Raw genomic sequence first — 25,674 nt, forward strand, 5'->3', positions numbered from 1 at the left:
GCTGTCCAGATGGCAAAAGGCGCGTTTTACGCGGCCGCCTTAATCCCCGCGAAGATGTTCGTCTTCTTCCTGCTTCGCCTTGCAGTTGATGCACAGACGCGTCACCGGCCGGGCTTTGAGACGGGGAATGCTGATTTCATCGCCGCATTCCTCGCAGATGCCGTAGGTGCCGTCGTCGATGCGCTGCCGGGCGGCCTGAATCTTGCGGATCAGACGACGTTCGCGGTCGCGGATGCGCAGGGTAAAGGCGCGGTCGGATTCGGCCGTGGCCCGGTCCGCCGGGTCGGCGAAGACTTCATTGCTGTCGGTCAACTCCTCGATGGTGCTGTCGCCCTTCTGTTGGGCTTCCTCCAGCATGTCGGACAGGAGTTTGCGGAAAAATTCAAGGTCCTTGTGATCCATATATCCTCCGGCCGGGTTGTATCGCATGCGCGATATCGGTTCGGCATATAAACTTCTCTTAGGTTGCAATAGGAATGTATAGCTGCAAAAGGCTCTTTTGTAAAGAGCCGTCGTCTTCAGAGAGGGAAGGTCGTGCCCGCGCGCTCCACCGGCGCGGTTCAGGCCCCGGGGGCGGCACGGGGCGGCATTTCCCGCCTGAGGCGCGCTTCTTCCCGGATTTCGGCCCGCACCTCTTCCCATGAAGGCTCGGACCAGGGCGTGCCCGCGCGTTGCGGCGGGACGGTCAGTTCCATGCCGCCGTTCTTCCAGGAAGCGCGCAGGGCGGTGAGTCCGCCGACGGCCACGGCCTTGGGGGCATATGAGGCGGTCAGGGCGGCGGCCTCCTCCAGCAAGGGACGCGGCCAAGTCGCGCCGTGGCGTGCCAGCCCCAGAGGGCCGGGCAGGCCCGTCAGGCTAAGCAGGGCGTCGTCCGGTCCGGCGGCCGCTGCCAGACGTTTGTTGTCCGTGTTGTTGCGGCCCACGCTGAGCCAGTAGTCGCGCCCGTCGTCCTGCCGCCAGAATTGCCGCCCCAGATTCGCCAGGGCGAAATCCCGCGCCAGGGACGGCGCGGCGTCGGCGCGACGTGTGAGCACGGGCCAGTAGCGCCGGGCGTTTTCCCGCTCGGTCAGGCGGCAGCCGCCGCCGGGCGTGGGAATTTCTTGAAGGCCGAAGCGCTCGGCCAGGGCCAGTTGTTCCCCGCGCCCGCGCCCGGAAATGGACAGCAGGCGCGTGCGGTCCACCAGGCCGCTTTCCTCGGCAGGGATGGGGGCCAGCAGCCGGGCGCAGAGCGGGCGCAGCAGCAGGCCGGTCACGTCCGCGTCGCGCGGGATCACATGCAGGGTGTCGCGGCGTTGGGACATGGGGCGCTGGCCCAGCACCTCGCCCGAGGCCAGCAGGCGCGCCCCCACGGCCTCCATGTACAGGCGGGCGTGGCGCAGCAGCAGGATCTTGCAGTCCACGCAGGGGTTCATGACCTTGCCGAAACCGTGAACGGGGCGGCGGCGCAGCAGGGCCGCGAAATCCTCGCTGACGTCCAGGCTGGCGATGTCCAGATTATGCAGCCGCCGCCAGCGCGGCAACGCGGCTTCATCCCCGAAAAAGGGCGAGACACAGTGCAGGCAGCGCACCTTCAGGCCCTGGTCCTCCAGCAGCTTGGCGGCCAGGATGCTGTCCAGGCCGCCGGAAAAAAGTACGATAACGTCCGGCGTTGCAGTCATGCCCGGCTTTGTACGCGAAGGACGCGCCCAAAGGCAAGGCTTTCGCTCGGAAAAGTCCGGCATTCCAGCTATTGATAATTATCTCTGTTAAGTTAGAATGCGGCAAGCCACAGGGCGGGAGGGGATTTGCCTTGCGCCGGGTGCTTTGTTATTATGGTGCGCTTGAATATCCGGACTGACGGCAAAGGCCGCGTGGCGGCATTTGCGCCGTTTTTCGTCTTCGCAAGTCATGCCGCGTGCGGCACATGATGCCTCTGTGGGGCGCCTTCCGGGCGGAGAGCGAGAGCCTTTTTATGAGTCTTGGTTGCGTCGGCCATGCCGATGCTTGAGATATCTTTTACCTGGAGCAACAGCAGTATGGCCAAAAAACCGGCCTTGAGCCCTGAAGACGCCCGCGCCGAAGCCCTGAGCACAGCGCTGTCCACCATTGAGCGCAAATACGGCAAGGGCGCGGTGATGAAATTATCCGACGACGTGCAGGTGGACATTCCCGTGATTCCCACGGGTTCCATCGGCCTGGATCTGGCCTTGGGCGTGGGCGGCATTCCGCGCGGGCGCGTCACGGAAATTTTCGGGCCCGAATCCTCGGGCAAAACCACGCTCACCCTGCACATCATCGCCGAATGTCAGAAGCTGGGGGGCACCTGCGCCTTTGTGGACGCCGAGCACGCCCTGGATGTGGCCTATGCCCGGCGCCTGGGCGTGAACACCGACGAACTGCTCATCTCCCAGCCGGATTACGGCGAACAGGCCCTGGACATCGCGGACATGCTGGTGCGCTCCGGCGCGGTGGATATGGTGGTCATCGACTCGGTGGCGGCCCTGATTCCCCAGGCCGAGCTGGAAGGCGACATGGGCGAAACCCAGGTGGGCGGCCATGCCCGGCTCATGTCCCACGCCATGCGCCGTCTCACCGGCACCATCCACAAATCGCGCACCTCGGTGATCTTCATCAACCAGATCCGCATGAAGATCGGCGTGCAGGGCTACGGCAGCCCTGAAACCACCACCGGCGGCAACGCGCTCAAGTTCTACTCCTCGGTGCGCATGGACATCCGCCGCATCCAGACCCTCAAGGACAAGGACGAGGCCTTCGGCTCGCGCACCAAGGTCAAGGTGGTCAAGAACAAGGTGGCCCCGCCTTTCCGCATCGCCACCTTTGACATCCTGTACGGCCAGGGCATTTCACGCTCCGGCGAGCTGCTGGATCTGGGCATTGAGGCCAAGATCGTCGAGCAGAGCGGCTCATGGTTCGCTTTCGGTTCCGAAAAGCTGGGCCAGGGCCGGGAAAAGGTGCGCGCCCTGCTGGATGAAAACCTGGATCTGCGCAATCAGATTGAGGCCAAGGTCATCGAATTCCTGGGCATGCATCCCAAGGAGTTCACGCCCAACGCCGAGGATCTGGACGAAGGCGCCGCCCCGTTGGATTCCCCGGCCACGCCGGAATACGAGTAGTTTGAGGCCGGGGGCATCCCCCGGCCAAAGAGCGCTGACAACGTCAACGCGAGCGATTTTCGTGTCTTTCCGCCCGGCGGCTCCGCCGCCGCTGGCGGCGCAAGGGCCGCGAAGCGGACTTTGTCATCAGCCTGGACCCGGGGGCATCCCCCGGCCGTAATCCTTTCCCCGGCCGTTGCAGTTTCGGCCGGGCGCAGCCGCCACGGAGCCCGTATGCTGACTGCCCAAGAAATCCGCCGCCGTTATCTGGACTTTTTTCTGCGCCACCGGCACGAAATCGTGCCTTCCGGGCCGCTGATCCCGCCCAATGATCCCAGCCTTCTGTTCACCAACGCGGGCATGGTCCAGTTTAAAAAGCTCTTTCTGGGCGAGGAAAAGCGCGCCTACACCCGCGCGGCTTCCTGTCAGAAATGCCTGCGCGTGTCCGGCAAGCACAACGACCTGGAAAACGTGGGCCGCACCGCGCGCCACCACACCTTTTTCGAGATGCTGGGCAATTTTTCCTTCGGCGACTACTTCAAGCGCGAGGCCATTGCCTGGGCCTGGCAGTTCGTGACCGAAGAACTGCAACTGCCCAAGGAAAAACTCTGGGTCACGGTCTTCCGCGAGGACGACGAGGCCGCCGAGATCTGGAAGGACGTGGCCGGGCTTACCGACGCGCGCATCATCCGCATGGGTGAGAAGGACAACTTCTGGACCATGGGCGACACCGGCCCCTGCGGCCCCTGTTCCGAAATCTATATCGATCAGGGCGAGGACATGTCCTGCGGGCCGGACTGCGGCATCGGCAAGTGCGATTGCGACCGCTTTCTGGAAATCTGGAACCTGGTCTTCACCCAGTTCGACCAGGCCGCCGACGGCAGCCGCGCCCTGCTGGCCGCGCCCAACATCGACACCGGCATGGGCTTGGAGCGCATCGCCGCGGTCTGCCAGGGCAAGCGCTCCAATTTCGACTGCGACCTCTTTCAGGAAATCATCCAGTACGCTGCCGGGCTGGCGGGCGTGGCCTACAGCTTCAGCGCGCCGGACACCAACGACGTGGACACGGCCCTGCGCGTCATCGCCGACCACAGCCGTTCCGCCGCCTTTCTCATCGCCGAGGGCGTGCTGCCCTCCAATGAAAACCGGGGGTACGTGCTGCGCCGCCTGATCCGCCGGGCCTTGCGCTTCGCCACGCTCATGGGCGTGCATGAACCCTTCATGCACAAGGTGGCCCGCAAGGTCACGGAAGTCATGGGCGAGGCCTATCCCGATCTTCTGGAGAGCGCGGACTTCATCGACCGCGCGGTCTTCGAGGAGGAACAGCGCTTCTCCCTGACCCTGGAAAAGGGCCTGCATCTGCTGGAAGAAGAGCTGCAACGCCTGGAAGCCGCCGGGCAGACTGTCATCCCGGGCGCATTCTGCTTCAAGCTCTACGATACTTACGGTTTCCCCCTGGACATCGTCACGGACGTGGCGGGCAAGCGCGGCTTTACGGCGGACGGGTCGGGCTTTGAGGCCCACATGCGCGAACAGCGCGAACGCGCCCGCGAGCACCAGAAAAAGGGCGGCCTGCTGGGCCAGGGCGCGGGCGAGGGCGACGCGGCCTTCAAAAAGCTGGCCGACGACGGTCTGCGCAGCGTCTTTGTGGGCTATGAAAGCCTTACGGCCGCAAGTCCGGTCACGGCTCTGCTGGACGCCGGGGGCGTGCCCGTGGACCACCTGGGCGAAGGCGAAACAGGCTTTGCCGTCACGGAAAAAACGCCGTTTTACGGCGAATCCGGCGGCCAGGCGGGCGACGCCGGGCTGCTTGCCGTCGTGTCGGGCGAGGCCGGAGTGCTGACCGCCCGCAAGCCCGCGCCGGATCTCATTGTCCATGAAATCGAAGTGTTGCGCGGCGAAGTGCATCTGGGGCAGGAAGCGACTCTCAGCGTGGACGCGGACAGCCGTCAGTCCACTGCCCGCAACCATACCTGCACCCATCTGCTGCACGCGGCCCTGCGCCGGACGCTGGGCACGCACGTCAAGCAGGCCGGTTCCCTGGTGGACAGCCGGCGCCTGCGTTTCGACTTTTCGCATATTGCGGCCCTGACCCCGGAGGAACTGGCCGCCGTGGAACGCGACGTCAACCGCGCCATTATGGCCGATCTGCCGGTGGCCGCGCGCGAAATGCCGCGCGAGGAAGCCCTGGCCGGAGGGGCCATGGCCCTGTTCGGCGAGAAATACGGCGAAACCGTGCGTGTACTTACTGTGGGATGCGAAGGCCGGGAGCCCGAATCCATGGAACTCTGCGGCGGCACCCATCTCAGCCGCACCGGCCAGGCCGGCTCCTTCCTGATCGTGGCTGAAACCGGCGTGGCCGCCGGAACCCGCCGCATTGAGGCTGTCACCGGCTGGAACGCTTACGGCCTGGCTGTGGAACAGCGCGCCGAAGCCGCGGCCCTGGCCGGTCTGCTCAAATCCAAACCCGGTCAGCTGGCCGAGCGCGTACAGACCTTGCAGACGGAAGTCAAGAAAATGCGCAAGGCCTCGGAAAAGGCCGCCGCCGCGCCTGTGACGGGCGCGGACCTGCTGCGCCGGGCCGAGGAGATCAACGGCGTGCGCCTGTTGGCCGCGCGTCTGGAAAACGTGCCGGTCAAGGCCCTGCGCGAGATCATGGACGACGTGCGATCGCGCCTTTCCAGCGCCGGGGTGGCCTGCCTGGCCACGGTGGAAGAGGGCAAGGTGGGCCTGCTGCTCTATGTCTCCAAAGATTTGCACGGCCGCTTCACGGCTCCGGCCCTGATCAAGGAAGTGGCCGCGCCCTGCGGCGGCGCGGGCGGCGGCCGCCCGGATCTGGCCCAGGCGGGCGGCACCAAGCCCGAGGGCATTGACGAGGCCTTTGCCGTACTGAAAACTCTGATTGAAAAATAAGGACATATTCCATGATAGGCATTTCAAAACTGTACTGCGGACAGGTGGAACCTTCGGACGCACTGCGCTACGGCCGTGAATCCGGCAAACTCCCCTCGCATCTGCTGCAATTCTCCAAGGACAAGAAACCGGTCATTGTCTGGAACATGACCCAGCGCTGCAACCTCAAGTGCGTGCACTGTTATGCCCATGCCGTGGAAGTGGACGGCACGGATGATATCAATACCGAACAGGCCAAGGCCATGATCGACGACCTGGCGGCCTTCGGCGCGCCGGTGATGCTTTTTTCCGGCGGCGAACCCCTGGTGCGCAAGGATCTGGTGGAGCTGGCCAGCCATGCGACCGGCAAGGGCATGCGCGCGGTGGTCTCCACCAACGGCACCCTGATCACGCCCCAGAAGGCGCGCGAACTCAAAGAAGTAGGCCTTTCCTACGTGGGCATTTCCCTGGACGGCATGGAAGATGTGCACGACCATTTCCGCTGTGTGCCCGGCGCGTTCAAAAAAGCCCTGCAGGGCATTGCCAACTGCCAGGCCGAAGGCCTCAAGGTAGGCCTGCGCTTCACCATCAACAAACGCAATGTGGCGGAAATTCCCGGCATCTTCCGTCTGCTCAAGGATCTGGAAGTGCCGCGTGCCTGCTTCTACCATCTGGTCTATTCGGGCCGGGGATCGGAACTGATCAAGGAAGACCTGGATCACGCCGAAACCCGCGCCGTGCTGGACCTGATCATGGATGAAACCCGCGCCCTGTTCGACGCGGGCCATCCCAAGGAAATTCTCACCGTGGACAACCATGCCGACGGCCCCTACGTCTGGATGCGCCTGAAGCGTGAAGACCCCAAGCGGGCCGAGGAAGTCTTTGAATTGTTGCAGTATAACGAGGGCAACAATTCAGGCCGGGGCATCGGCTGTATCTCTTGGGACGGCAAGGTGCACGCCGACCAGTTCTGGCGCGAGCACGTCTTCGGCAATGTGCTGGAGCGCCCCTTCTCCCAGATCTGGGACGACCCGGACATCGAACTGCTGCACAAGCTCAAGAACAAAAAGGTCCATGTGGGCGGGCGTTGCGCGAAATGTAAATATCTGAACATCTGCGGCGGCAACTTCCGGGCTCGGGCCGAGGCTTTTTACGGCGACGAATGGGCGCAGGATCCGGCGTGTTATCTCACCGATGAAGAGATCGGCCTGTAAGTAAGGCATTTGCCTGTTGCAAATCGAATGAACTACGACGCTCTGCCCGGTGTAAATTAGGGGGCAGAGCGTCGTTTTGCGCCACAGTGAACGTCTTAAAATTTTTGAGAATGCCAATTCTCAAAGTTAATCTACTCCAATAGGGGAATCCTCATAGCGGATAATGGTTGTCGCTGGCAGGCCATAGTAAGATTTGATCCACGCTTCGATATATGGTCTGTTATCATACGGCATACATTCATGGTAATAACGTGCCGGTAATTTGTAGAAAATGACTTCATGAGGCGGTGTAGGGAGCTCTCCCGCTTTTTTTAAATTCATGTCGTTTGCAATGACAGTTGGATAGTTTAAATAGTATCCATAGATAACATAATATGAATGATGCAGCACTCCCAACATAAGAAGCATTAGTACAAATTTCGTCGCGTATTTTTTCATACTACTGTATTTAGAGACAAGGACAGGAAAAACTCCGCTACAGAATATGGCCAGTAAAAAGCTGGCTGGGAAATAGATTCTGGACGAGATATAACGCAGGCGGATAACGTAGAAAATAGCAAGCGTAGCGGCTGCCATTCCCAAGAAGGGCAGCAGGCGCCGAATGACCGTCCCCCGCAGCAGAAACAGAGCCGCCGCTAGGGAAAGTAGCCAGATCACTGCCCCCGGTGCCCGCAGCATATCCCGGACAAGTTCCCATGTCACTGCGGGCAATTCTGCCAGCGTGTGCATTCCTCCGTCATGCCCGGAAGCAAGCCTTTTGAAATTTCCCGGTGCCGCCAGCATGCAGCATGAGCCCAGCAATGCCGCACACTGCACTGTCAGAAGCGGTTTTTTCAGTATCCTGAACTGGCTGATGGAAGAAGCACTCACAAGAAACAGCGGTGCAAAGCTGATTGCCGCCAAGATGATCTGTTCCTGCGAAAAGCCCGCAAGAAAGAACATCATACCCATCAGAAAAAGGCGCCCACAAGACTGGGCATGCTGAAAATGCCAAGTATAGACAAGGTATATTCCGATCATTAGGGGGCATAACGGCCAGACGTATAGTACGGACGCAGAAGCCCAGAAAAGAGCATTTTTGTATGTGTCCGGATAAAAAAGAAGATAGCTGCCCAGTAGAACGCAAAGAACATATAACCAGTTTTTTTCATGATCGTTGACGACGGTCAGGACTGTTTTATAGGCAAAAAATAACGCCGTTCCCGTAACGAATGCCTGAACAAGCATGAAGCCCTGCATACCGAGCTTCATGCTCAGAATTTGAAAAAAAAAGAAGAGGACACGTCCTCCCCAATTGATATAATGATCCTTGCAAAAGGCCATTATATCAGCAAGTCCGCGACCACTGTATTCCCCTGTCACACCATAAACAAGCGAACCATATCCATAATCATCATGATAAAAACCAATGTATTTACTCTGAAAGTATGTTAGAAGAAGTATAAAGATAAAAACGTAATACATCTCTCTCTCTCTCTCTCTCTCTCTCTCTCTCATTGTTCCTCCCATTTTGATATCACATCAGGCTGTTTTTGTTTGGCGGCAACATTTGCGGACGGGTTGCTGTCCAGAGTTTTTTTTAACATTTTACCTCGCCGTCAAGAGCTCGTCGCAGGCCGGAAGAACGTTAAAGCATTTCATCTTTGAAATGCTCTAACGCCGAACACGGTGAGGCACGCTACGAAGGGGTGTGGATTCCGGCAAAGCGACCGAAGGCAGCCCGAAGGGCTGTCCCCGTTGGCGACAACGGAGCCATACGGGGATCGACAGTAGCGATAACCGCGTTTTTTTGCCGGAATGACACCTTTTAACCGTGTGGCGTTTCAAAGAGAATCAGTTCTGGGAGCGCTGGTTCAGAAGAGCGGGCGGACACGAAAGGGATTTTCCCGATATATCCGGGATACGCCATCATGCTGCCACATCTCTCTGTATGTCAGTAATCGCACGCAACTGGACATGCTTTCCCCTCAAAGAATTTTGCGTTATCCTGAAATGGACGTCAATGACCGTAACTGCGGAAATTTTATACGAGGTATCTACGCCATGTCCCAGACATTTCATCGCGGCCGTCGGCTGCGCTGGACCCCGGAACTCCGCACCTTGGTGCGTGAAACTCCGCCTTTGCTGGTGGAAGACCTGATCATGCCCTACTTTGTGGTGGAAACCGAAGACGCATCCTTCCGCAAAGAAGTGGCTTCCATGCCCGGCCAGTACCAGCTTTCGCCGGCGGAACTGGAAAAGCAGGTGGAAAAGGCCGTGGACGCGGGTCTGATGTCCGTGCTGCTCTTCGGCATTCCGGCCGAAAAGGATGAAAAGGCCAGCTCGGCCTACGCCGAGGACGGCATCGTGCAGCAGGCCGTGCGCCGCCTCAAGGAGCGCTGGCCCAAACTCATCGTCATCACCGACGTCTGCCTCTGCGAATACATGAGCCACGGCCACTGCGGCGTGCTGATGCCCGACGGCGCGGTGCTCAATGATCCCACGTTGCCCCTGCTGGCCAAGACGGCCGTCAGCCACGCGGCCGCCGGGGCGGACATGGTGGCCCCCTCGGACATGATGGACGGGCGCGTGGCGGCTATCCGCGCGGCCCTGGACGAGGGCGGCCTCAAGGAATTGCCCATCATGTCCTATGCCGTGAAGTACGCCTCTGCCTATTACGGTCCTTTCCGCGACGCGGCGGAATCCGCCCCGGCCGCCGGGGACCGCAAGTCCTATCAGATGGACCCCGGCAATGCCCGCGAGGCGCTCATTGAAGCTCGCGCGGATCTGGCCGAAGGCGCGGACGCGCTCATCGTCAAGCCCGCCGGTCCGTACGGGGACATCATCCGCCTGGTGCGCGAGCATGTGGAAGTGCCGCTCTGCGCCTATCAGGTCAGCGGCGAATACGCCATGATCCGCGCGGCCGGGCTCAACGGCTGGATCGACGAGCGCGCGGTCATGCTGGAAAGCCTGCTGGGCCTCAAGCGGGCGGGCGCGGACATGATCATCACCTATTTCGCCGAGGAAATCCTGAGGCAAAGGCTGGCGCGCTGATGCACGGACACGAGCAACACGGCGGGCATCCGGGAGCCATGCCTAAAAGCCATCCCGGCGGCCATCCGGGGAGTGAGCCCGGCAATGCGCCGGGCATGCCCGCCCGCGTTCTGGAAGACGGCAGCCCGGTCTGCCGTCTGGTCGCCTGGGAAGTGACCCGTTCCTGCAACCTGGCCTGCAAGCACTGCCGGGCCGAGGCCCACCCAGAGCCGTATCCCGGCGAGCTGTCCACGGACGAGGCCAAGGCGCTCATCGACACGTTTCCCCAGGTGGGCAATCCCATCATCATCTTCACCGGCGGCGATCCCATGATGCGGCCGGACGTCTATGAACTGGTGGCCTATACCCACGCCAAGGGCCTGACCTGCGCCTTTTCGCCCAACGGCACCCTGATCACCCCGGAAAGCGCCCGCCGGATCAAAGAGGCGGGCGTGGAGCGCTGCTCCATTTCCATCGACGGGGCCGACGCGGCCAGTCACGACGCCTTTCGCGGCGTACCCGGCGCGTTTGAGGACAGCATGCGCGGCATCGGCTATCTCAAGGACGTGGGCGTGCCCTTTCAGATCAACACCACGGTGACCCGCAACAACCTGAGCAGCTTCAAGAAGATCTTCGAGCTCTGCGAGCGCATCGGCGCGGCGGCTTGGCATATCTTTCTGCTGGTGCCCATGGGCCGGGCCTCGGGTTTGGCGGATCAGGTCATCACCGCACAGGAATACGAGGACGTGCTGCACTGGTTGTATGATTTCCGCAAGGGCACAAACATGCACCTCAAGGCCACCTGCGCGCCGCACTATTACCGGATCATGCGCCAGCGCGCGCATGAGGAAGGCCTGAGCGTCACGCCGGAAACCTTCGGCATGGACGCCATGACCAGGGGCTGTCTGGGCGGCACGGGTTTCTGCTTCATCAGCCATACCGGCCAGGTGCAGCCCTGCGGGTATCTGGAGCTCAACTGCGGCAATGTGCGCGAAACGCCCTTCCCGGAGATCTGGCGCAAGAGCGAATACTTTCGTCAGTTCCGCGACCAGTCCTGTTACACGGGCAAATGCGGCGTCTGCGAGTTTCACAAGGTTTGCGGCGGCTGCCGGGCCCGCGCCCAGAGCATGAGCGGCGACCATATGGGTCCTGAGCCCCTGTGCACCTACGTGCCCTCGAAAATGAAGACACGCTGAATCCGGACAACAAGATAACAGTCAAACCGCAGGATCGCAGCATGGATAAGCAGAGCCGCGGCATCACGGACAATGCAGCCGGTCAGATGGACAGCGTGGACAGACAGCTGCTGGACATCATCCAGACGAACTTTCCACTCGCATCCCGGCCGTATGCCGAGCTGGGGCAACGCCTGGGCATCCCCGAGGAGGAAGCTCTGGAGCGGGTGCGGGCTTTGCGCAGCCGCAAGATCATCCGCCGGCTGGGGGCCAATTTCCAGTCCGCCAAACTGGGCTTCGTGTCCACGCTCTGCGCGTCCAAGGTGCCCGAGGACAAGCTGGACGCCTTTATTGCCGAGGTCAACGCCCAGCCCGGCGTGACCCATAATTATCTGCGCGAGCACAGCTACAATGTCTGGTTCACCCTGATCAGCCCTTCGCGCGAGGAGAGCCAGGCCATTCTGGACGGCATCAGCGCGCGCACCGGCGTGAGCATCCTCAATCTGCCGGCCACCAAGCTGTACAAGATCCGCGTGGATTTTCGCATGGGGGACGAGGCGTAGCCGCTGTGACTCAGCGAAAATTGAGAGCATAACGTGCTCGAAATCTTTGCAATCAGACACTAGTCCAGAGCCCGGAGCCACAATCGCATTCCGGCGGAGGGACGTTTCCCGTCACGGTGTTGACGGAAAGCGTGCTTCCGCCGGATTCTTTTTTCTCGACCTATGTCCGGCAGTTTGGCATGCTCAGGACGGGAGGGTGACAACCGATTGCCGCCATTGAGGAAAAACAGAATGAGCGAGCATCATGTCAACCCCGACGGGCAGGATCCACCGCACGCGCTCAAGCGCGGTTTGAGCCAGAGGCATATCCAACTTATTGCCATCGGCGGCGCCATCGGCACCGGCCTTTTCATGGGCTCGGGCAAAACCATCAATCTCGCCGGGCCGTCCATCGTTTTTGTCTACATGATCATCGGCGCGTTTATCTACCTGGCCATGCGCGCCATGGGCGAACTGCTGCTTTCCAACCTGCGCTACAAATCCTTCATGGACATGGCCGAGGACATCATCGGCCCGTGGGCGGGTTTTTTCGTCGGATGGACGTACTGGTTCTGCTGGGTGGTGACAGGCACGGCGGACGTCATCGCCATCGCCTCATACTTCCATTTCTGGTTTCCGGCCATCTCCGTCTGGGTTCCGTCGATTCTGGTGGTGCTCCTGATCATGGGCCTGAACCTCGTTTCCGTGAACCTGTTTGGTGAAATGGAGTTCTGGTTCGCTTCCATCAAGGTAATGGCCATCCTGGCTATTATCGCTGTGGGCGTGTACATGGTGCTCACGGGCTTCACCTCTTCCGTTTCCGGGCATACGGCATCCGTGGCGAACCTGTGGGCGTATGGGGGGTGGTTCCCCAAGGGCGTTTTCGGATTTTTCGCCGGTTTCCAGATCGCTTTGTTCGCCTTTGTCGGCATTGAGCTTATCGGTACCACCGCCGCGGAAGCCAAGGACCCTGAAACCAGCCTGCCCAGAGCCATCAACACCATTCCCTACCGTATCGTCTTTTTCTATGTCTTTGCGCTGCTTGCCATCATGTGCATCACGCCCTGGTCGGACATCGACAGCCAGAGCAGCCCCTTTGTGAACACCTTTGTGGCCGTGGGCATTCCGGCCGCGGCCAGCATCATCAACTTTGTGGTGCTGACGTCCGCGGCGTCCTCGGCAAACAGCGGCATCTATTCCACAAGCCGCATGCTTTACGGCCTGGGGCTGGTAGGGGTGGCTCCACGAAGATTCGGCAGGCTTTCATCCCGCCGGGTGCCCGCCGACGGGCTGCTGTTTTCCTGTATCTGCCTGTTGCTCGGCGCGTCCATGCTGATCATCATGCCCACCATCATGTCCGCATTCACGATTATGACGTCGGTTTCGTCAGTGTGCTTTGTTTTCATCTGGTCAATGATCATGGCGGCCTATTATGTGTATCGCAAGAAGCATCCCGAGCGCCATGCGGCATCCAGGTTCAAGCTGCCCGGCGGCCTGTTTTCCTGCGGGGCTGTCCTGGCGTTCTTTATCGGCATCCTTGTCCTGATGGCGCTTGAGCACGACACCAGAATGGCGCTGTTGGCCACGCCTCTCTGGTTTATCGTCCTGGGCGTCGGCTATTATTGCAGTCGCAAGAACCACATCAGCTACAGGAAGGAAAATACCCGGCCATAGAGCGGAGTAACGTTAAGAATTGACACGTTCGAAGTTGCCGCAGGACCGGACTGTGATAATTCTCCGGTTTCGTGTTCCGTCTTCTGCCCGTCTGACAAGCGGCGAACCACGGAATCACGGAATCACGGAACTACGGAACCGGGGATTGGGGTGTCGTTTGAGGGGGGTCGCGCTCTTTACGGCTTTGCCGCTATGGAGGTATGTTTGCAAATAAGGTGGGACCACGCTCCCGCCGCAGCTTGAGGGTCGCGTATGCTTTGAACCCGGACCTAGGTTCAGCCCTCATTAAAGCGCCTGCTGCAAAGCCGTCTTTTTCCGTACAGCGGCGTTGCAAAAAAGAAATTGGCCTCACGGTATGTTCAATACGGCTTCGCCCAATTTTTTCTTTGCGCCTTGCTGCCCGAAAAAATTCAGCTTTTCGCGGGCGGCGTTTTAATGAGGACTGAGCCTAATTTCAAAGCGTATCTGCCTCGGAATCGAAATGCGGGCCGGGCGCGAGCCCGGCGGGAGAGATAGATGCGAGTTTTGGCAAAAGCGGTTTTATTGTCGCTGCTGTTGGCGGCGATCGTTGGATACGCGCTGCACGCCGTAAACACGCCTGATCCCCGTGCCGAGGCCGTTCAGAGGGACAGCCGATGGGCCGAGCCCGTGCGGGCGGAAGGGCTCCCCAATCTTTACCGGGTGGATTCCGAAGTCTATCGCTCCGGCCAGCCCGAGGGAGAGGGCCTGCGCAGCGCGGAAAACCTGGGCATCAAAACCGTCCTGTCCCTGCGCTCCCCCAACAGGGATGACGCCTTGGACAAAAGCGGGGACCTGCTGCTCAGAAATGTGCCCATGCACTCCTGGAACACCCATGATGAGGATATCATCAGCGCATTGCGCATCATCCACGACGCGCCCAAGCCCATCCTGGTGCACTGTCGGCACGGTGCGGACAGGACGGGCCTGATCATGGCCATGTACCGGGTGGTTTTTCAGGGCTGGACAAAGGAACAGGCCAAGAAGGAAATGCTTGAGGGCGGCTACGGTTTTCATGCCGTCTGGGTCAATATCACGCGGAGAATAGACAAGGCGGACATCGCGGCCATCCGGGCCAGAATTTTCAGGGAGCAAGGCGCGGCCGCCGCCGTTTCGGCGCTCCAACGGGGTGCCGTCCTCTTTCATATCGAAAACCTTTTCAAGGAGAACACCCATGCGCACGTATAAACAATTCATCAACGGCGAACTGGTCAGCAGGCCCGGCGAGGGCATGATTGATGTGGAAAATCCTTCCAGCGGCCAAATCATGGCCCAGGTGCCGGACGGCGGGGCGGAAGACGCCCAGGCCGCGCTGGAGGCCGCGCGCGCCGCGCAGGACGCCTGGGCCGCGCTGCCCGTGCCCACACGCGCCACAGCGCTGAAAAAACTGGCCGAGGGCATTCGCGGTCGGCGGACCGAACTGGCCGCCATCCTGGCCGAGGAACAGGCCAAAACCCTGCCCCTGGCCCAGGTGGAAGTGGATTTCACCGCTGAGTATTTCGACTACTACGCGGGTTGGGCCCGGATCTACGAAGGCGAGATCATCCAGAGCGACCGCCCGCGCGAAAACATTTTGCTTTACCGCCAGCCCATCGGCGTGGTGGCGGGCATCTGCCCCTGGAATTTCCCGCTCTTCGTCACGGCCCGCAAGGTGGCCCCGTCCCTGCTGGCCGGGTGTGCCGTGGTGGTCAAACCCAGCAGCGTGGCCCCGGTCACGGTCATGGAATTCGCCAAGATCGCCGCCGGGCTTGATCTGCCCAGGGGCATCCTCAACGTGGTTACCGGCGGCGGGGCGCGCCTGGGCGAGGCCCTGGCCAAAAGCCCGTTGACCGACATGGTTTCCCTCACCGGCAGCGTGGAGGCCGGGCAGCGCATCATCACGGCCGGCGCGGCCAATATCACCAAGGTTTCGTTGGAACTGGGCGGCAAGGCCCCGGCCATCGTCTGCGCGGACGCGGACCTGGACTTGGCGGCCAAGGCCGTCACGGCCTCGCGGGTGATCTTCAGCGGCCAGGTCTGCAATTGCGCCGAGCGGGTCTATGTGCACGAGAGCATTGCCGACGCCTTTGCGGAAAAACTGGTCAGGGCTTTTGAGGCCGTGCGCCTGGGCGATCCCTTTGACGAACCCGCGCCGGACATGTGCAGCCAGATCAATGCCGAGCAATTGGCGAAAATTGAGGGCATGGTCCGCCGGGCCAGGGCCGACGGCGCGGAGGCGGTCACGGGCGGCGCGCCCGCGGACAGGAAGACGGGCTATTTCTACATGCCCACGCTCTTGCGCAATTGCCGCCAGGATATGGAAATCGTGCGCAAGGAGATCTTCGGGCCGGTGCTGCCCATGCTGACCTTCCGCGATTTCGACGAGGCCATTGCCCTGGCCAACGACTGCGAATACGGTCTGACTTCATCCATCTACACGCGCAATGTTTCCCTGGCCATGGAGGCCGTCAACCGTCTCAAGTTCGGCGAGACCTACGTCAACCGCGAAAACTTCGAAGGCATGCAGGGCTTCCATGCGGGCTGGCGCAAGTCCGGCATCGGCGGCGCTGATGGCAAGCACGGCCTTCTGGAATACTTGCAGACGCACGTGGCGTATATCCAGTATTAGAGCAAGTTAACTTTGAAATTTGTAAAATTTCAGAGTTAATCTGCTCTAAAGACCCGCTGACACGCGCTCGGCGCGGATGTTCCGGAACATCCCCGTCGGGCGCGTGTTGGAAGACGAACGGGCCGCGCCGTAACGCGGCGGGTTCAATGTGCGAAGCAGTGCCGCTGCCCAACGGCGGAGAGTGACTCACGCGTGCCCTTATTACCGGAAAAGGAAAAACCGTCATGAAGAAAATTCTGTTCGCCTGCGCCGTCTGCCTGTTGCTGGCCGTGACCACGCGCGCGGCAAGCCTGGACATCGGGGGCGAGAGCATCAGTTACACTGTGCCGCAAGGCTATCTGCCAGGCGACAAGGAGCCCTATCTCAGTGTGCGCGGATTCCTGGCCGGGATTTCGCCCAAGACCATGCGGATCCTGGCGCTTTACGTGGACGAGGAAAGCCACAAAAAATTCGTGGACCCCAACGGGCAGCGCCTGGAAAAATATTTCATCATTTCCACGTTGCGGCCGCTTGCGGACAAAAATCTGAGCATAAAGGATTTCGCCGAGGTGAAAAAAGGCATCACCAAGGCGCAGGAGCAGTTGAAGACAACGCTTAAAAAGAAGATCAACAGCGTGCTGGGCAAGACCGGCGACGGCAGCATGAGCATCGGCGACATTGACACGCTGGGCGTTTTCGACAGCAGCGACACCAGCCTTTCCTTCATGGCGGTCATGGACCAGGTAAGCCGCGCGGGCGGGCAGCGGGAAGTGGACAAGCAGGCCGTGATTTCAAGCTATCTGCTGGCTCAGGGGAAGCTGGTCATCGTCAACCAGTACCAGATTCTCAACCCGGCCGAGAACGTGGCCGAGCAACTGGGCGAGGCCAAAGCCCATGCCCGGGAAATCCTCAAGGAGCTGAACATCGACCACAGCGTGCCCTGGGCGTCGTACCTGGATTCCTTCGCGGGCAAGCTGGTGCTGGCCGCGCTGATCGGCGGCCTGATCGGCGGGGTCATCGGCTGGGTGGTCAACCGGAAAAAGAAGAAGGCCGGAAGCGCTTGAGCGATTTAATTTTGAAAGTTGACCGTGCTGCAAGGCGTTGCCGCGAAATGGAGGGGGCGGCCCTGGGCCGCCCCCTCCATTTCGCGGCTGTCATTTTTCGGAATAGAGAATCAGGGCGATCATTTCCAGGTCGCCCGGGCCGTTGTTAAGCAGGGCGTGCTCCTCGTCGTGGCGGCAGACGGTCACATCCCCGGCCCTGACCGTGGCTTCGCACCCGTTGTCGTCATAGAGGCCTTCGCCCTTGAGGATGAAAAAAACCTCAAAGTCGCCGTTGTGGCGGTGCTTGCCCACGGCGTCGCCGGGACGGAGCAGGACGTGGTTGTACAGCCGTCCTTTGCCCTCGAATTCCGTTTCGTTCAGGAGCTTGGTGAAATGGGCCATACCCGGCCCGCCGAACATGGTCTTGTCACACGTTTCACGTTCCTGGGCGCGGCGGATCATTACAGCCTCCTTTGCCGGTTGCGGGTGGGGGACAGCCCTCGGAGCACGTTGACATCCAAGATGCCGACAGGATCGAAATGCGTCAGGCGGTCTGCGGCACGTCCTTTTCCTTGGTTTCTTTTTCCGTTTGCACGCTTTTTCCGGCGGTCATTTTTCCCGGCGGGCGCGGCTGTGGCCGGACGACGGCGCGGCCGCCGCGCGGGCAGTGCCGCACGGACGCGGGCCTGGGCCTGCGGGGCCCTGAAGCGCGGCGGCATGTCCTTGATGTGCACGTCCAGCTGCGGGAAGGCCACCTCAATACGGTGCTGGCGGAACTGTTTTTCGATTTCCAGGCGCATGTCCGAGGAAGTGGACACACCCACGTCATAATCCTTGACCCAGAAGCGCAGCACGAAATCCAGGGTGCTGGCCCCGAAATCATTGAAGGTGACCGTGGGCGTGGGGTACTTGAGCACGTTTTCGTGCCCGTTGGCTATGGACAGCAAGAGCTTCATGACCAGAGCCGTATCCGAGCCGTAGGCCACGCCCACCGTGATTTCGCGCCGTACCGTGCGGCTGTTGCGCGTCCAGTTGATCAGGCGGCTGGCCACGAATTCGGAGTTGGGCACGTAGATGAGGGCATTGTCGAATGTTTCCACCATGGTGGCGCGCACGCTGATTTTGCGTACCCGGCCCGTGGTGCCTCCCACTTCCACCACGTCCCCGGCCTGGAGCGTGCGGCTGAAGATCAGGATCAGGCCGGAGAGGAAGTTGTTCACAATGGTCTGCATGCCGAAGCCGATGCCCACGGAAAGACCGCCGGCCACCATGGCCAGATTGCTCAGCTCCATGCCCAGGGCCCGCAGCACGAACAGGCCGAAGATGGCCCACACCGCGTAGGTGAAGGCTGTCTGCATGGGCGGAATCAGGGTCGAATCAATCTGCAAACCCTGCTTGGGCAGTTTGGCCAGAAAGCGCGAGCCCATGGCCACGGCCGTGCGCGTGAGGTAGAACACGCTGATGATCAGCAGGATCTGGACGATGTTGAACTGGGTGGCCCCCACGTTCACGCCCTTGAGCACGTATTCGCTCAGCAGGTACATGCCGCCGGGCAGAGTGCCCACCCAGAGCAGCACGCCCACCACGGCCACCACCAGCACCACGGGCGCGGCCAGGGCCACCAGCAGGCGGGCCAGGGCGGCGCGCGCGCCTTCCTTGGGCAGATGCTCGTTAATATTGCTGATCAGGGCCATGCCGCCCAGGCTGAGTTCCAGAGCCAGGGAGCAGGAGACAAAGAGCAGATAGAGGGCCATGCTGTAGATATGCAGGCCGGAGATAGCCAGCAGCAGGCAGAGCCAGAGCACGATGGAGTCGCCGTCCAGCACGCTGGATTCCAGTTGCAGGGAGCCGTAGTCGCCCTTGGTCCAACGCCGCCGCCAGAACAGGGAGGCCACGACCAGACTCATCCAGATCATCAGGACCAGTGGCTTGGTCAGCGGCAGGTAAAGCAGGGCATAGGCGCAGAGGGTCAGGGGCATCAGCCGTCGGAAGGGCGCGGGCTGTTGTTCCACGTCCGGGTATTTCAGCAGGCGCAGGTCCCAGGCCAGGAAAACCTGGCCCAGAATGATGGAAAGATTGCCCAGCGCCAGGAAGAGCCGGTAAAATTCGCCCGTGGCGGACAGGGAACTGCCCAGCAGGGAGAGCCCCAGGCAGAGCCAGGGCAGGCTGACCCGGAAAATGTGGCGGCTGACGGGATTGGAATTCTGGTTGATCCAACGGCGGTAGAACAGCAGGCTGATCGCGCCGGTGAACAGCAGGCAGATGATGAAGCGCAGGGCCGCCGCGCTCCACTGATTGACGGTGACCGGCATCTCCACGGGCAGGCGCAGCATCATGCCCTGGTAGGAATAAATCATCTGTTGGCCGAAATTGGCCCAGGCCTCGGGGCTGAAGTAGGGCACCGGGCTTTGCAGATAATAATCTTTCCAGAGCGCGGGCAGTTGGGCGCTGATGTCCTTCCGGGTTTGCTCCAGGCGCTTGATCAGGGCCAGGGAGGGAGCCAGGGCCGAATTATACTGCGCCAGCACGGCGGTGAGGCGCAGCCGGGCCTGGCCGATGTCCTGAATGTAGCTCCGCATTTCCGCGCTCAGTCGCCCGTCGTGCAAATCCTCGGGCAGGCTGTCGGCCATGTAATTGACCTGCTCTAGCAGGCCCTGGGCCTCGGAGCGGGCCAGCAGGATGGGCTCCAGCACCTGGTTTACCTGGTTGACCGTGACCGTGATGCGGCGGCTCACGGCCTCCATGGGATTGGGCCAGTTCTTGAAAGTATTGGTCAACACCAGCAGGCGGCGGGCCTCTTCTTCGAAGGGCTGGGCCTTTTCCGTGAGATGGGCCGCCTCATCGGCGAAACCGTCGCTGAGCTTGGAGGCGATTTGCTTGATTTGATTAAGCCTGTCGTGCTGGCCGGCCCAAACCATTTCCCATGGGTCGTGCTCCGGGAGCAGGGGCTTTTCCTCGGCCTTGGCGTCGTCAGCTTTCTGGTCCGGCGCGGCGTCGGCGGCTTTATCCTTGCCCGTATCCTCGGCTTTGGCTGCCTTGTCAGCCTTGTCCTTCTTGGGGGCTGTGGCCTGGGGCGCGGCCCCCAGAGCCGGGCCCACGACCGGGTTCGGCAGGCCGGGCAGTGCAGGCAGAGCCAGCAGACAGAACGAAAGTATGAGCAAAAAACAATAATGGCGCATAGTGTATTATATCCTTATGGCCCGCGCTTCACGCGGTTGTCTGTTTCTACGCCAAGAGGGGCGGCTTGAAAAGAGCGCCCCCGGCGGCGGGAGGGCGGCCGGAGCTGTGCGGCTGGACGATTGTCTTTACAAATCGGGCCCCTGACGGCATAGTCGCCGCATGACCGACATTCCGTTTGCCGTGCCCCGCGTCCCTGTGGAGCGCGGTCTGCCCGTGGCTCTGCTGGCCTGTCCGGACTATGCCGCGCCGCGTCTCCGGCAGGCCGTGTTTCAGGCCCTGGAGAGCGCCGGGCCGCGCGTGGGCGTGGGCCTGCGCGTGCTGGTCAAGCCCAATCTGCTCACTGCCCGGCCCCTGGCCTGCGCCGCTCCCGAAGTGACGGCCGCTGCCTGCGCCTGGCTGCTGGAGCGGGGGGCCAGGGTGGAGGTGGCTGATTCGCCGGGTTTCGGCCGCGCCGATGCCGTGGCCCGCAAGATCGGCCTGGAAGCGACCCTGCGGCCCCTGAAGCTCAAGGTGCGCGCCCTGGACCGGCCAGTGCCCGTGCGCCTGCCCCTGCCGGAAGCTCCTGAAGGGCGCGGCGCGCGCTTCATGGTGGCCCGGCGGGCCCTGGAGTGTGACCTGATTCTCTCCGTGCCCAGGGTCAAGGCCCACAGCCAGATGCTGCTGACCCTGGCGGTGAAAAACTGTTTCGGCTGCGTCAGCGGCCTGCGCAAAGCCCTGGTCCACACCTGCGAAGGGCGCGACCCCGACTATTTCGCGGATTGCCTGGCCGCGCTCTGGGCGGCCCTGCCGCCGGTGGCCGCGCTGGCCGACGGCGTGCGGGCCATGCACGTCACCGGCCCCAGCCGGGGGCGACCCTTCGCCCTGGGGCTCATCGGCGCGAGCCCGTCCGCCGTGGCCCTGGACGAAGCCCTCTGCGCCGTGCTGGGCCTGGAGCCCGGCCGGACGCCTCTGGGCGCGGCCCTGGAGCGGCGCAAGGCCGAAGGCTGCGCCACAGCCGGTTGGCGCGCGGAATACCCGTTGCTGCGGCCTGAAGATTTCGACGCGCGCGGCTTTGAACTGCCGCGCAAACTGGCCCATACCTCATTTCACCCGGCACGCTTTGTGAAAAGTTGTATCCGCCGCCTCTGGGCGGCGTGCAAACCCTAGAGCAGTTCACGCATGAAATGCGTGAACTGCTCTGCAAGGAGTTGTAGACAAATCCTTGCCACGAAAGACGAGTAGGCGAGCTTTGCTCGCCGTAAACGAGTATTTCAAGTGTTAAATCTTCTAAAAGGAGACCGCCATGCCCGCCATTCTGCCCGGCCGGACCGACCTCTACGCCCTGACCGATTCGCGCCTTTCCCTGGGCCGTCCCCTGGCCGTGGTGGCCGGAGCCCTGCTGGAATCCGGGGTGCGCATTCTGCAATACCGGGAAAAAAAGCTCAAAGCCGGCAAGATGCTTGAGGAATGCCGCCTGCTGCGCCGCCTGACCGAAAGGGCCGGGGCCTGTTTCATTGTCAACGACCACATCGACATCGCCATGCTGGTGGGGGCCGACGGCGTGCACATCGGCCAGGAAGACCTGCCCGTGCCCGAGGTGCGCCGCCTGGTGGGGCCGGACATGCTCATCGGCCTGTCCACCCATACGCCGGAGCAGGCCGTGGCCGCCGTGAACGCGGGCGCGGACTACATCGGGGTGGGGCCCATCTTCGCCACCCAGACCAAGGAAGACGTGGTGGACCCGGTGGGCTTCGAGTATCTGGAGTGGGTGGCGCGCAACATTGAGCTGCCTTTTGTGGCCATCGGCGGCATCAAGGAACATAATATCGCGGACGTGGCCCGCCACGGCGCGCGCTGCTGCGCCCTGGTCTCGGAACTGGTGGGCGCGCAGGACATCCACGCCAAGGTGGAAGCGGTGCGCCGGGCCATGCGGGAAGGGCTCGGTGTCTAGCGACGCGTCAGCGACCTGCCTTGCGCGTAGTTTTTTGGGCGTACATGGCTTGGTCGGCGCGGGTTAGCAGGGTGTCGCAGCTTTCATCTCCGCCGTCGAATGCCGTATAGCCTACGCTGGCTCCCACGGCCACGGACCTGCCTTCGTATTCCAGCGGACGGGAAAGGGCGGAACGGACTCTTTCCGCAAGTTCATCCGCGTCGTCTTGGGGGGTGCGGGCTTCAATAATGAGCACGAACTCGTCGCCGCCCAGACGGATGACAGCGTCCTCTTCCCGCACGATGTCCCGAAGGCGGCGGGCCGTGTTCTGCAGAACGAAGTCTCCTGCGGCGTGGCCGAGCACGTCATTGATTGGTTTGAAGTTGTCCAGGTCGATAAGCAGTATGTAGCCGCGTCCCATATGGCGGCGGGCGCGGGTCTTGGCCGCGTTGAGGCGTTCCTCCAACATAAGGCGATTGCCCAGGCCGGTCAGGGGATCTACGCGGGCCTGGCGCTCAAGGGCCATGCGCTGGCTGTCTATAGTATCCATGAGCCGATCATACGCCTTGATCACGTCGGTCAGCTCATCACTTCTGTGGGTGGTGAGCCGTGTGTGGAGGGCGTCGTCCTTGCGGCTGGTGGCGGAACCGCCAATGATTCGCTGAAAGGCCGTAAGCGGCTGGCTGATCAGCGTGCGGAAAATCCGCAGGGCGACCACCGCCATGCAGAGGGCCATGGCTGCGGTAATCAACAGATAAGCCGAGAGCGAATCCGTGGCACTCTGCATGATGCTTACGGGCTTGAAGGCCATGCTCATACTTCCCACTGTGAAACGGCGTCCTGTCTTGTCTGTGTAGACGAGCGTCGTCTCTTCCCCCTGCGTCGTGTCCTGCGTCGTGCCGCTGTGCAGGCGGCTGCTCGTGCAGGCGCTGGTCAGGCTGACGCCACTTACGATGGTATTTTGCAGGGTCGCATCCAGAATGGCCTGGGCGGCTTTGTCGTCGCAGTCCCACAAGGGTTTGAGCAGAGCCTGGGCGTATGCCGTTTCGATGATCCGCTGATGGTTTAGTTGTTCGTTCTGGGCCATTGTGTAGCCCACCAGAATGTTGGCGGCCATGGCTAGGCCCACGGTGAAGAGCATGGGCCAGAATAACTGTCTGATGAATTGGCGGAAGAGAGTGTCGTGGCGTTGGCGTGTGCTGGTCATGAGCCAGGCCTGAAGATAAGTTGACGGTATTCGGGGGGCACCAGAGCGTCGTTGTAGAAAGGATTGCCGATGTCGATGATTCGGCGTGTGGAAAAAATGGCGGCCTCCGGCTCGGCCCGGTAACGCAGCCAGATCTTCATGAATGTCCCGTTTCTGGTGATGGTCGCGAAACCGCGCTTCAGGGCCTCATACAGGGCGTCGGCATCGGGCTTGGGGGAAACCCAGACGAAGCGGAACCATGGATAGCGCACCAGAATGTGCTCATCCGTGGTGAGCTGTGGATAACGCTTGCGGAAATGCGGCAGAAAGAAGGCCAGGGTTTCCTCAAGGCCCAGAGGAAAAAGATCGATGAATCCGGCTTCCATCTGCTCGGCGAATTGGCCCTCGCTCCAGTTGCGCACTTCCTTGGTGGGGATGCCCGCCGCGCGATATATTTCCACATCCATCCAGCCTTCGTTCTGGCCCATGACGAAGGCGCGCAGGTCGCGGGAGGTGTGTGCACCGGCCAGCATGTCCTTATGGCTCTCCAGCAGGATGTTGATGCGGTAGCTGAGGAGGCCTCTGTCCAGCGGTACGGGGATCATGCGCAGTTTGCCCTGGCGCATCAGCTTAAGACGTTGCGGCGTGGCGGGCATCATATCCAGATGGGTTGCGCCGCTGCTGATCTGATATACGTTGCGGCGTTCATTGCCCATAGGGGCATCCGTGAATTCGGCTTTAAAGTCCGCCGCCGCCAGGGCTGCCATGACCAGGGCACGGGCATGCGTCAGGTGCTGCTCGTTCTGCATGACATAAGGCCCAGCCTGAACGGAGGCGCTCCATAAAAAAAGTGCAAGGCTCATCATCAGCAGGAGTGTTTTTTGCGGCATGGGACCTGACTGAATATTCATAATATGTGATTGGGAACTTATAGTATTAGCTAAACGCCATGAATTTGTCCAGCTACCCAACCTTTTACCGGGAAGTTCGGCGCATGACCAAAAGCCCCGGCTTCCGTCTGGAGGCCGGGGCATCGTAGTTCCCGTTGCATGGTGCCGGTTTTTATTGCAGGGCCTGGCCCACCGCCTGATGGTAGCCCCGCATGCGCTGTTTTTCCCGCCGCGAGCGTTGCAGGCTTGCGCGAATGACCTCCTGCGCCTTGGTGGCGAGATCGGCCAGATGCTCCTGGAGCCGGGTGAGTTCGATGAGGCGGTTCCGGTACTGGTCGGTGCTGCCGGATTCCAGCACGTGCCATGCCATGCTGGTGACCTCGTTGCGCCGCTCCGCCAGTTCCACTGCCCTGTCATAGGCTCCGTCCTCCAGCGCCAGCATTTCCTGGCGGGCAAGATCCAAAGCCTCGTCTAACAGGCATAGTCCCTGACTCATGGGCACTCCTTTTTCCCGCCCCTGGGCGGCCGGGCATGTACAGCCCCGGCCCGTTCCGGACGGATTTTTTTGAACATCAGCGTTTATTGCGCGACGCGTTTGACCATCTGTTCATGCAGATGGCCGCTGACTTCCTGCCATTCATCGCACAGGGGCAGGAATTCGTATTCCAGCAGGTCGGCCAGCAGAATCCAGTCTTCGTTTTCCAGCACGTCGCTCATTTCGGAAAGCAGCTCGGCCAGTTTTTCGGCCTTGCGGGTGAATTCCTCATCAGCGCCGCCGAGATAGCGCTCGCGCAGCACGCCGAGCATGCCCATGAAGTCGCGGGTCACGTCCAGCAGGTCCTGGAACAGCTCCAGGGCGTCGGTGTCCGAGGCTTCGCGGAACAGGCGGGCCACATTGCGCGCGCCGCTGCCCATCATCCGGGCCACCTTGCCCATTTCAGCCGACATGTCCACGGCCAGCTCGGCGGCGGGCACGGAGCGCACCTCCACCGAGGTGATGGTGTCGCAGGACACATCCTCGGCCTGGTGGGGATAGATTTCCGAAAAACTTTCATTATTCACGAAAACATCGGTGACCACCCGGTCATCCATTTTTTCGTCGTCCATAAGATTGGTCAGCACTTCTTCCAGGTTGGCGAAGTTGGAAATTTCCTTATCGCTTTTGCAACCGTCAACAATAATCATACAGCCCTCCTTGCTCCCCACGGGGAATTATTTGCCGATATGTTGCGTGCCTTTGATATTGCAAGGCATGTGCCA

21 protein-coding genes are annotated in these 25,674 nt (G+C 61.3%); 12 read left to right on the plus strand and 9 right to left on the minus strand.

From position 1 onward, the window contains the following. Positions 1-39: 39 nt before the first annotated feature. Positions 40-402 (minus strand): RNA polymerase-binding protein DksA, encoded by a 363-nt coding sequence (gene dksA / locus HMPREF1022_RS07890; RefSeq protein ID WP_008683311.1) that lies wholly within the window; start codon positions 400-402, stop codon positions 40-42. Between the two features lie 158 nt (positions 403-560). Continuing rightward, positions 561-1,658, minus strand: a complete 1,098-nt coding sequence (locus HMPREF1022_RS07895; protein ID WP_009302699.1) for a hypothetical protein — start codon at positions 1,656-1,658, stop codon at positions 561-563. A 357-nt stretch (positions 1,659-2,015) separates the two neighbouring features. Between HMPREF1022_RS07895 and recA the strand changes: the two genes are divergently transcribed. From recA to ahbC, 3 genes are all read left to right on the plus strand, one after another. Next, a complete protein-coding gene (gene recA, locus HMPREF1022_RS07900; RefSeq protein ID WP_008683313.1) occupies positions 2,016-3,113 on the plus strand; it encodes a recombinase RecA in 1,098 nt (365 codons plus the stop codon). A gap of 213 nt (positions 3,114-3,326) precedes the next feature. Beyond that, a complete protein-coding gene (alaS, locus tag HMPREF1022_RS07905) occupies positions 3,327-6,005 on the plus strand; it encodes an alanine--tRNA ligase (protein ID WP_008683314.1) in 2,679 nt (892 codons plus the stop codon). An 11-nt stretch (positions 6,006-6,016) separates the two neighbouring features. Beyond that, the gene (gene ahbC, locus HMPREF1022_RS07910) at positions 6,017-7,198 is read left to right on the plus strand and encodes a 12,18-didecarboxysiroheme deacetylase (protein WP_008683315.1); all 1,182 of its coding nucleotides are present in this window, start codon (positions 6,017-6,019) and stop codon (positions 7,196-7,198) included. Positions 7,199-7,324: 126 nt separating this feature from the next. Here ahbC and HMPREF1022_RS07915 read toward each other — a convergent pair whose 3' ends face one another. Next, positions 7,325-8,695: a DUF6056 family protein gene (locus HMPREF1022_RS07915; protein ID WP_009302700.1), complete on the minus strand. Its 1,371-nt coding sequence runs from the start codon at positions 8,693-8,695 to the stop codon at positions 7,325-7,327. A 546-nt stretch (positions 8,696-9,241) separates the two neighbouring features. Here HMPREF1022_RS07915 and hemB point away from each other — a divergent pair. The 7 genes from hemB (at position 9,242) to HMPREF1022_RS07950 (ending at position 17,270) form a co-directional block, all read left to right on the plus strand. Beyond that, positions 9,242-10,231 (plus strand): porphobilinogen synthase, encoded by a 990-nt coding sequence (gene hemB, locus HMPREF1022_RS07920; RefSeq protein WP_008683317.1) that lies wholly within the window; start codon positions 9,242-9,244, stop codon positions 10,229-10,231. Beyond that, complete coding sequence (gene ahbD, locus HMPREF1022_RS07925) at positions 10,231-11,406, plus strand: heme b synthase (RefSeq protein WP_008683318.1); 1,176 nt, start codon at positions 10,231-10,233, stop codon at positions 11,404-11,406. Before hemB ends, ahbD begins: the two co-directional genes overlap by 1 nt. Positions 11,407-11,447: 41 nt before the next feature. After that, positions 11,448-11,948: a siroheme decarboxylase subunit alpha gene (gene ahbA, locus HMPREF1022_RS07930; protein WP_008683319.1), complete on the plus strand. Its 501-nt coding sequence runs from the start codon at positions 11,448-11,450 to the stop codon at positions 11,946-11,948. A 231-nt stretch (positions 11,949-12,179) separates the two neighbouring features. After that, positions 12,180-13,601: a D-serine/D-alanine/glycine transporter gene (gene cycA / locus HMPREF1022_RS07935; protein WP_008683320.1), complete on the plus strand. Its 1,422-nt coding sequence runs from the start codon at positions 12,180-12,182 to the stop codon at positions 13,599-13,601. Between the two features lie 516 nt (positions 13,602-14,117). Beyond that, a complete protein-coding gene (locus HMPREF1022_RS07940; protein ID WP_009302701.1) occupies positions 14,118-14,807 on the plus strand; it encodes a phosphatase domain-containing putative toxin in 690 nt (229 codons plus the stop codon). Continuing rightward, positions 14,794-16,227: an aldehyde dehydrogenase gene (aldA, locus tag HMPREF1022_RS07945; RefSeq protein WP_009302702.1), complete on the plus strand. Its 1,434-nt coding sequence runs from the start codon at positions 14,794-14,796 to the stop codon at positions 16,225-16,227. The genes HMPREF1022_RS07940 and aldA overlap by 14 nt, the downstream gene beginning before the upstream one ends. A 224-nt stretch (positions 16,228-16,451) precedes the next feature. Next, positions 16,452-17,270: a hypothetical protein gene (locus HMPREF1022_RS07950; protein WP_008683323.1), complete on the plus strand. Its 819-nt coding sequence runs from the start codon at positions 16,452-16,454 to the stop codon at positions 17,268-17,270. A gap of 90 nt (positions 17,271-17,360) precedes the next feature. Here HMPREF1022_RS07950 and HMPREF1022_RS07955 read toward each other — a convergent pair whose 3' ends face one another. After that, positions 17,361-17,711: a cupin domain-containing protein gene (locus HMPREF1022_RS07955; protein ID WP_008683325.1), complete on the minus strand. Its 351-nt coding sequence runs from the start codon at positions 17,709-17,711 to the stop codon at positions 17,361-17,363. Continuing rightward, positions 17,711-20,428, minus strand: a complete 2,718-nt coding sequence (locus HMPREF1022_RS07960; protein ID WP_009302703.1) for a mechanosensitive ion channel family protein — start codon at positions 20,426-20,428, stop codon at positions 17,711-17,713. The genes HMPREF1022_RS07955 and HMPREF1022_RS07960 overlap by 1 nt, the downstream gene beginning before the upstream one ends. Positions 20,429-20,588: 160 nt before the next feature. Between HMPREF1022_RS07960 and HMPREF1022_RS07965 the strand changes: the two genes are divergently transcribed. Next, entirely contained in the window at positions 20,589-21,575 is a 987-nt protein-coding gene (locus HMPREF1022_RS07965; RefSeq protein ID WP_009302704.1) for a DUF362 domain-containing protein, read from the plus strand. Between the two features lie 136 nt (positions 21,576-21,711). Next, entirely contained in the window at positions 21,712-22,359 is a 648-nt protein-coding gene (gene thiE, locus HMPREF1022_RS07970) for a thiamine phosphate synthase (protein ID WP_009302705.1), read from the plus strand. Positions 22,360-22,366: 7 nt separating this feature from the next. Here the strand turns inward: thiE and HMPREF1022_RS16600 are convergent, their stop codons facing one another. From HMPREF1022_RS16600 to HMPREF1022_RS07990, 4 genes are all read right to left on the minus strand, one after another. Beyond that, positions 22,367-23,545: a diguanylate cyclase domain-containing protein gene (locus HMPREF1022_RS16600; protein ID WP_009302706.1), complete on the minus strand. Its 1,179-nt coding sequence runs from the start codon at positions 23,543-23,545 to the stop codon at positions 22,367-22,369. Further along, positions 23,542-24,333, minus strand: a complete 792-nt coding sequence (locus HMPREF1022_RS07980; protein WP_232221576.1) for an amino acid ABC transporter substrate-binding protein — start codon at positions 24,331-24,333, stop codon at positions 23,542-23,544. The genes HMPREF1022_RS16600 and HMPREF1022_RS07980 overlap by 4 nt, the downstream gene beginning before the upstream one ends. Positions 24,334-24,586: 253 nt before the next feature. Next, positions 24,587-24,910, minus strand: a complete 324-nt coding sequence (locus tag HMPREF1022_RS07985; RefSeq protein ID WP_008683339.1) for a hypothetical protein — start codon at positions 24,908-24,910, stop codon at positions 24,587-24,589. Between the two features lie 83 nt (positions 24,911-24,993). Beyond that, positions 24,994-25,599, minus strand: coding sequence for a hypothetical protein (locus tag HMPREF1022_RS07990; RefSeq protein WP_008683340.1), 606 nt, complete (start codon positions 25,597-25,599; stop codon positions 24,994-24,996). Positions 25,600-25,674: the final 75 nt, after the last annotated feature.

Origin of the sequence: Desulfovibrio sp. 6_1_46AFAA (assembly GCF_000224635.1) — a bacterium.
In the GTDB taxonomy this organism is placed as follows: domain Bacteria; phylum Desulfobacterota; class Desulfovibrionia; order Desulfovibrionales; family Desulfovibrionaceae; genus Desulfovibrio; species Desulfovibrio fairfieldensis.

Bases quoted from the DNA above. Each gene is read 5' to 3' on its own strand.
- HMPREF1022_RS07990 (WP_008683340.1), bottom strand. From the start codon at position 25,599: ATGATTATTGTTGACGGTTGCAAAAGCGATAAGGAAATTTCCAACTTC.
- aldA (WP_009302702.1), top strand. From the start codon at position 14,794: ATGCGCACGTATAAACAATTCATCAACGGCGAACTGGTCAGCAGGCCC.
- cycA (WP_008683320.1), top strand. From the start codon at position 12,180: ATGAGCGAGCATCATGTCAACCCCGACGGGCAGGATCCACCGCACGCG.
- HMPREF1022_RS07895 (WP_009302699.1), bottom strand. From the start codon at position 1,658: ATGACTGCAACGCCGGACGTTATCGTACTTTTTTCCGGCGGCCTGGAC.
- ahbD (WP_008683318.1), top strand. From the start codon at position 10,231: ATGCACGGACACGAGCAACACGGCGGGCATCCGGGAGCCATGCCTAAA.
- HMPREF1022_RS07955 (WP_008683325.1), bottom strand. From the start codon at position 17,711: ATGATCCGCCGCGCCCAGGAACGTGAAACGTGTGACAAGACCATGTTC.
- thiE (WP_009302705.1), top strand. From the start codon at position 21,712: ATGCCCGCCATTCTGCCCGGCCGGACCGACCTCTACGCCCTGACCGAT.
- alaS (WP_008683314.1), top strand. From the start codon at position 3,327: ATGCTGACTGCCCAAGAAATCCGCCGCCGTTATCTGGACTTTTTTCTG.
- dksA (WP_008683311.1), bottom strand. From the start codon at position 402: ATGGATCACAAGGACCTTGAATTTTTCCGCAAACTCCTGTCCGACATG.
- HMPREF1022_RS07915 (WP_009302700.1), bottom strand. From the start codon at position 8,695: ATGAGAGAGAGAGAGAGAGAGAGAGAGAGAGAGATGTATTACGTTTTT.
- HMPREF1022_RS07960 (WP_009302703.1), bottom strand. From the start codon at position 20,428: ATGCGCCATTATTGTTTTTTGCTCATACTTTCGTTCTGTCTGCTGGCT.
- hemB (WP_008683317.1), top strand. From the start codon at position 9,242: ATGTCCCAGACATTTCATCGCGGCCGTCGGCTGCGCTGGACCCCGGAA.
- HMPREF1022_RS07940 (WP_009302701.1), top strand. From the start codon at position 14,118: ATGCGAGTTTTGGCAAAAGCGGTTTTATTGTCGCTGCTGTTGGCGGCG.
- HMPREF1022_RS16600 (WP_009302706.1), bottom strand. From the start codon at position 23,545: ATGACCAGCACACGCCAACGCCACGACACTCTCTTCCGCCAATTCATC.
- HMPREF1022_RS07965 (WP_009302704.1), top strand. From the start codon at position 20,589: ATGACCGACATTCCGTTTGCCGTGCCCCGCGTCCCTGTGGAGCGCGGT.
- recA (WP_008683313.1), top strand. From the start codon at position 2,016: ATGGCCAAAAAACCGGCCTTGAGCCCTGAAGACGCCCGCGCCGAAGCC.
- HMPREF1022_RS07985 (WP_008683339.1), bottom strand. From the start codon at position 24,910: ATGAGTCAGGGACTATGCCTGTTAGACGAGGCTTTGGATCTTGCCCGC.
- HMPREF1022_RS07950 (WP_008683323.1), top strand. From the start codon at position 16,452: ATGAAGAAAATTCTGTTCGCCTGCGCCGTCTGCCTGTTGCTGGCCGTG.
- HMPREF1022_RS07980 (WP_232221576.1), bottom strand. From the start codon at position 24,333: ATGCAGAACGAGCAGCACCTGACGCATGCCCGTGCCCTGGTCATGGCA.
- ahbA (WP_008683319.1), top strand. From the start codon at position 11,448: ATGGATAAGCAGAGCCGCGGCATCACGGACAATGCAGCCGGTCAGATG.
- ahbC (WP_008683315.1), top strand. From the start codon at position 6,017: ATGATAGGCATTTCAAAACTGTACTGCGGACAGGTGGAACCTTCGGAC.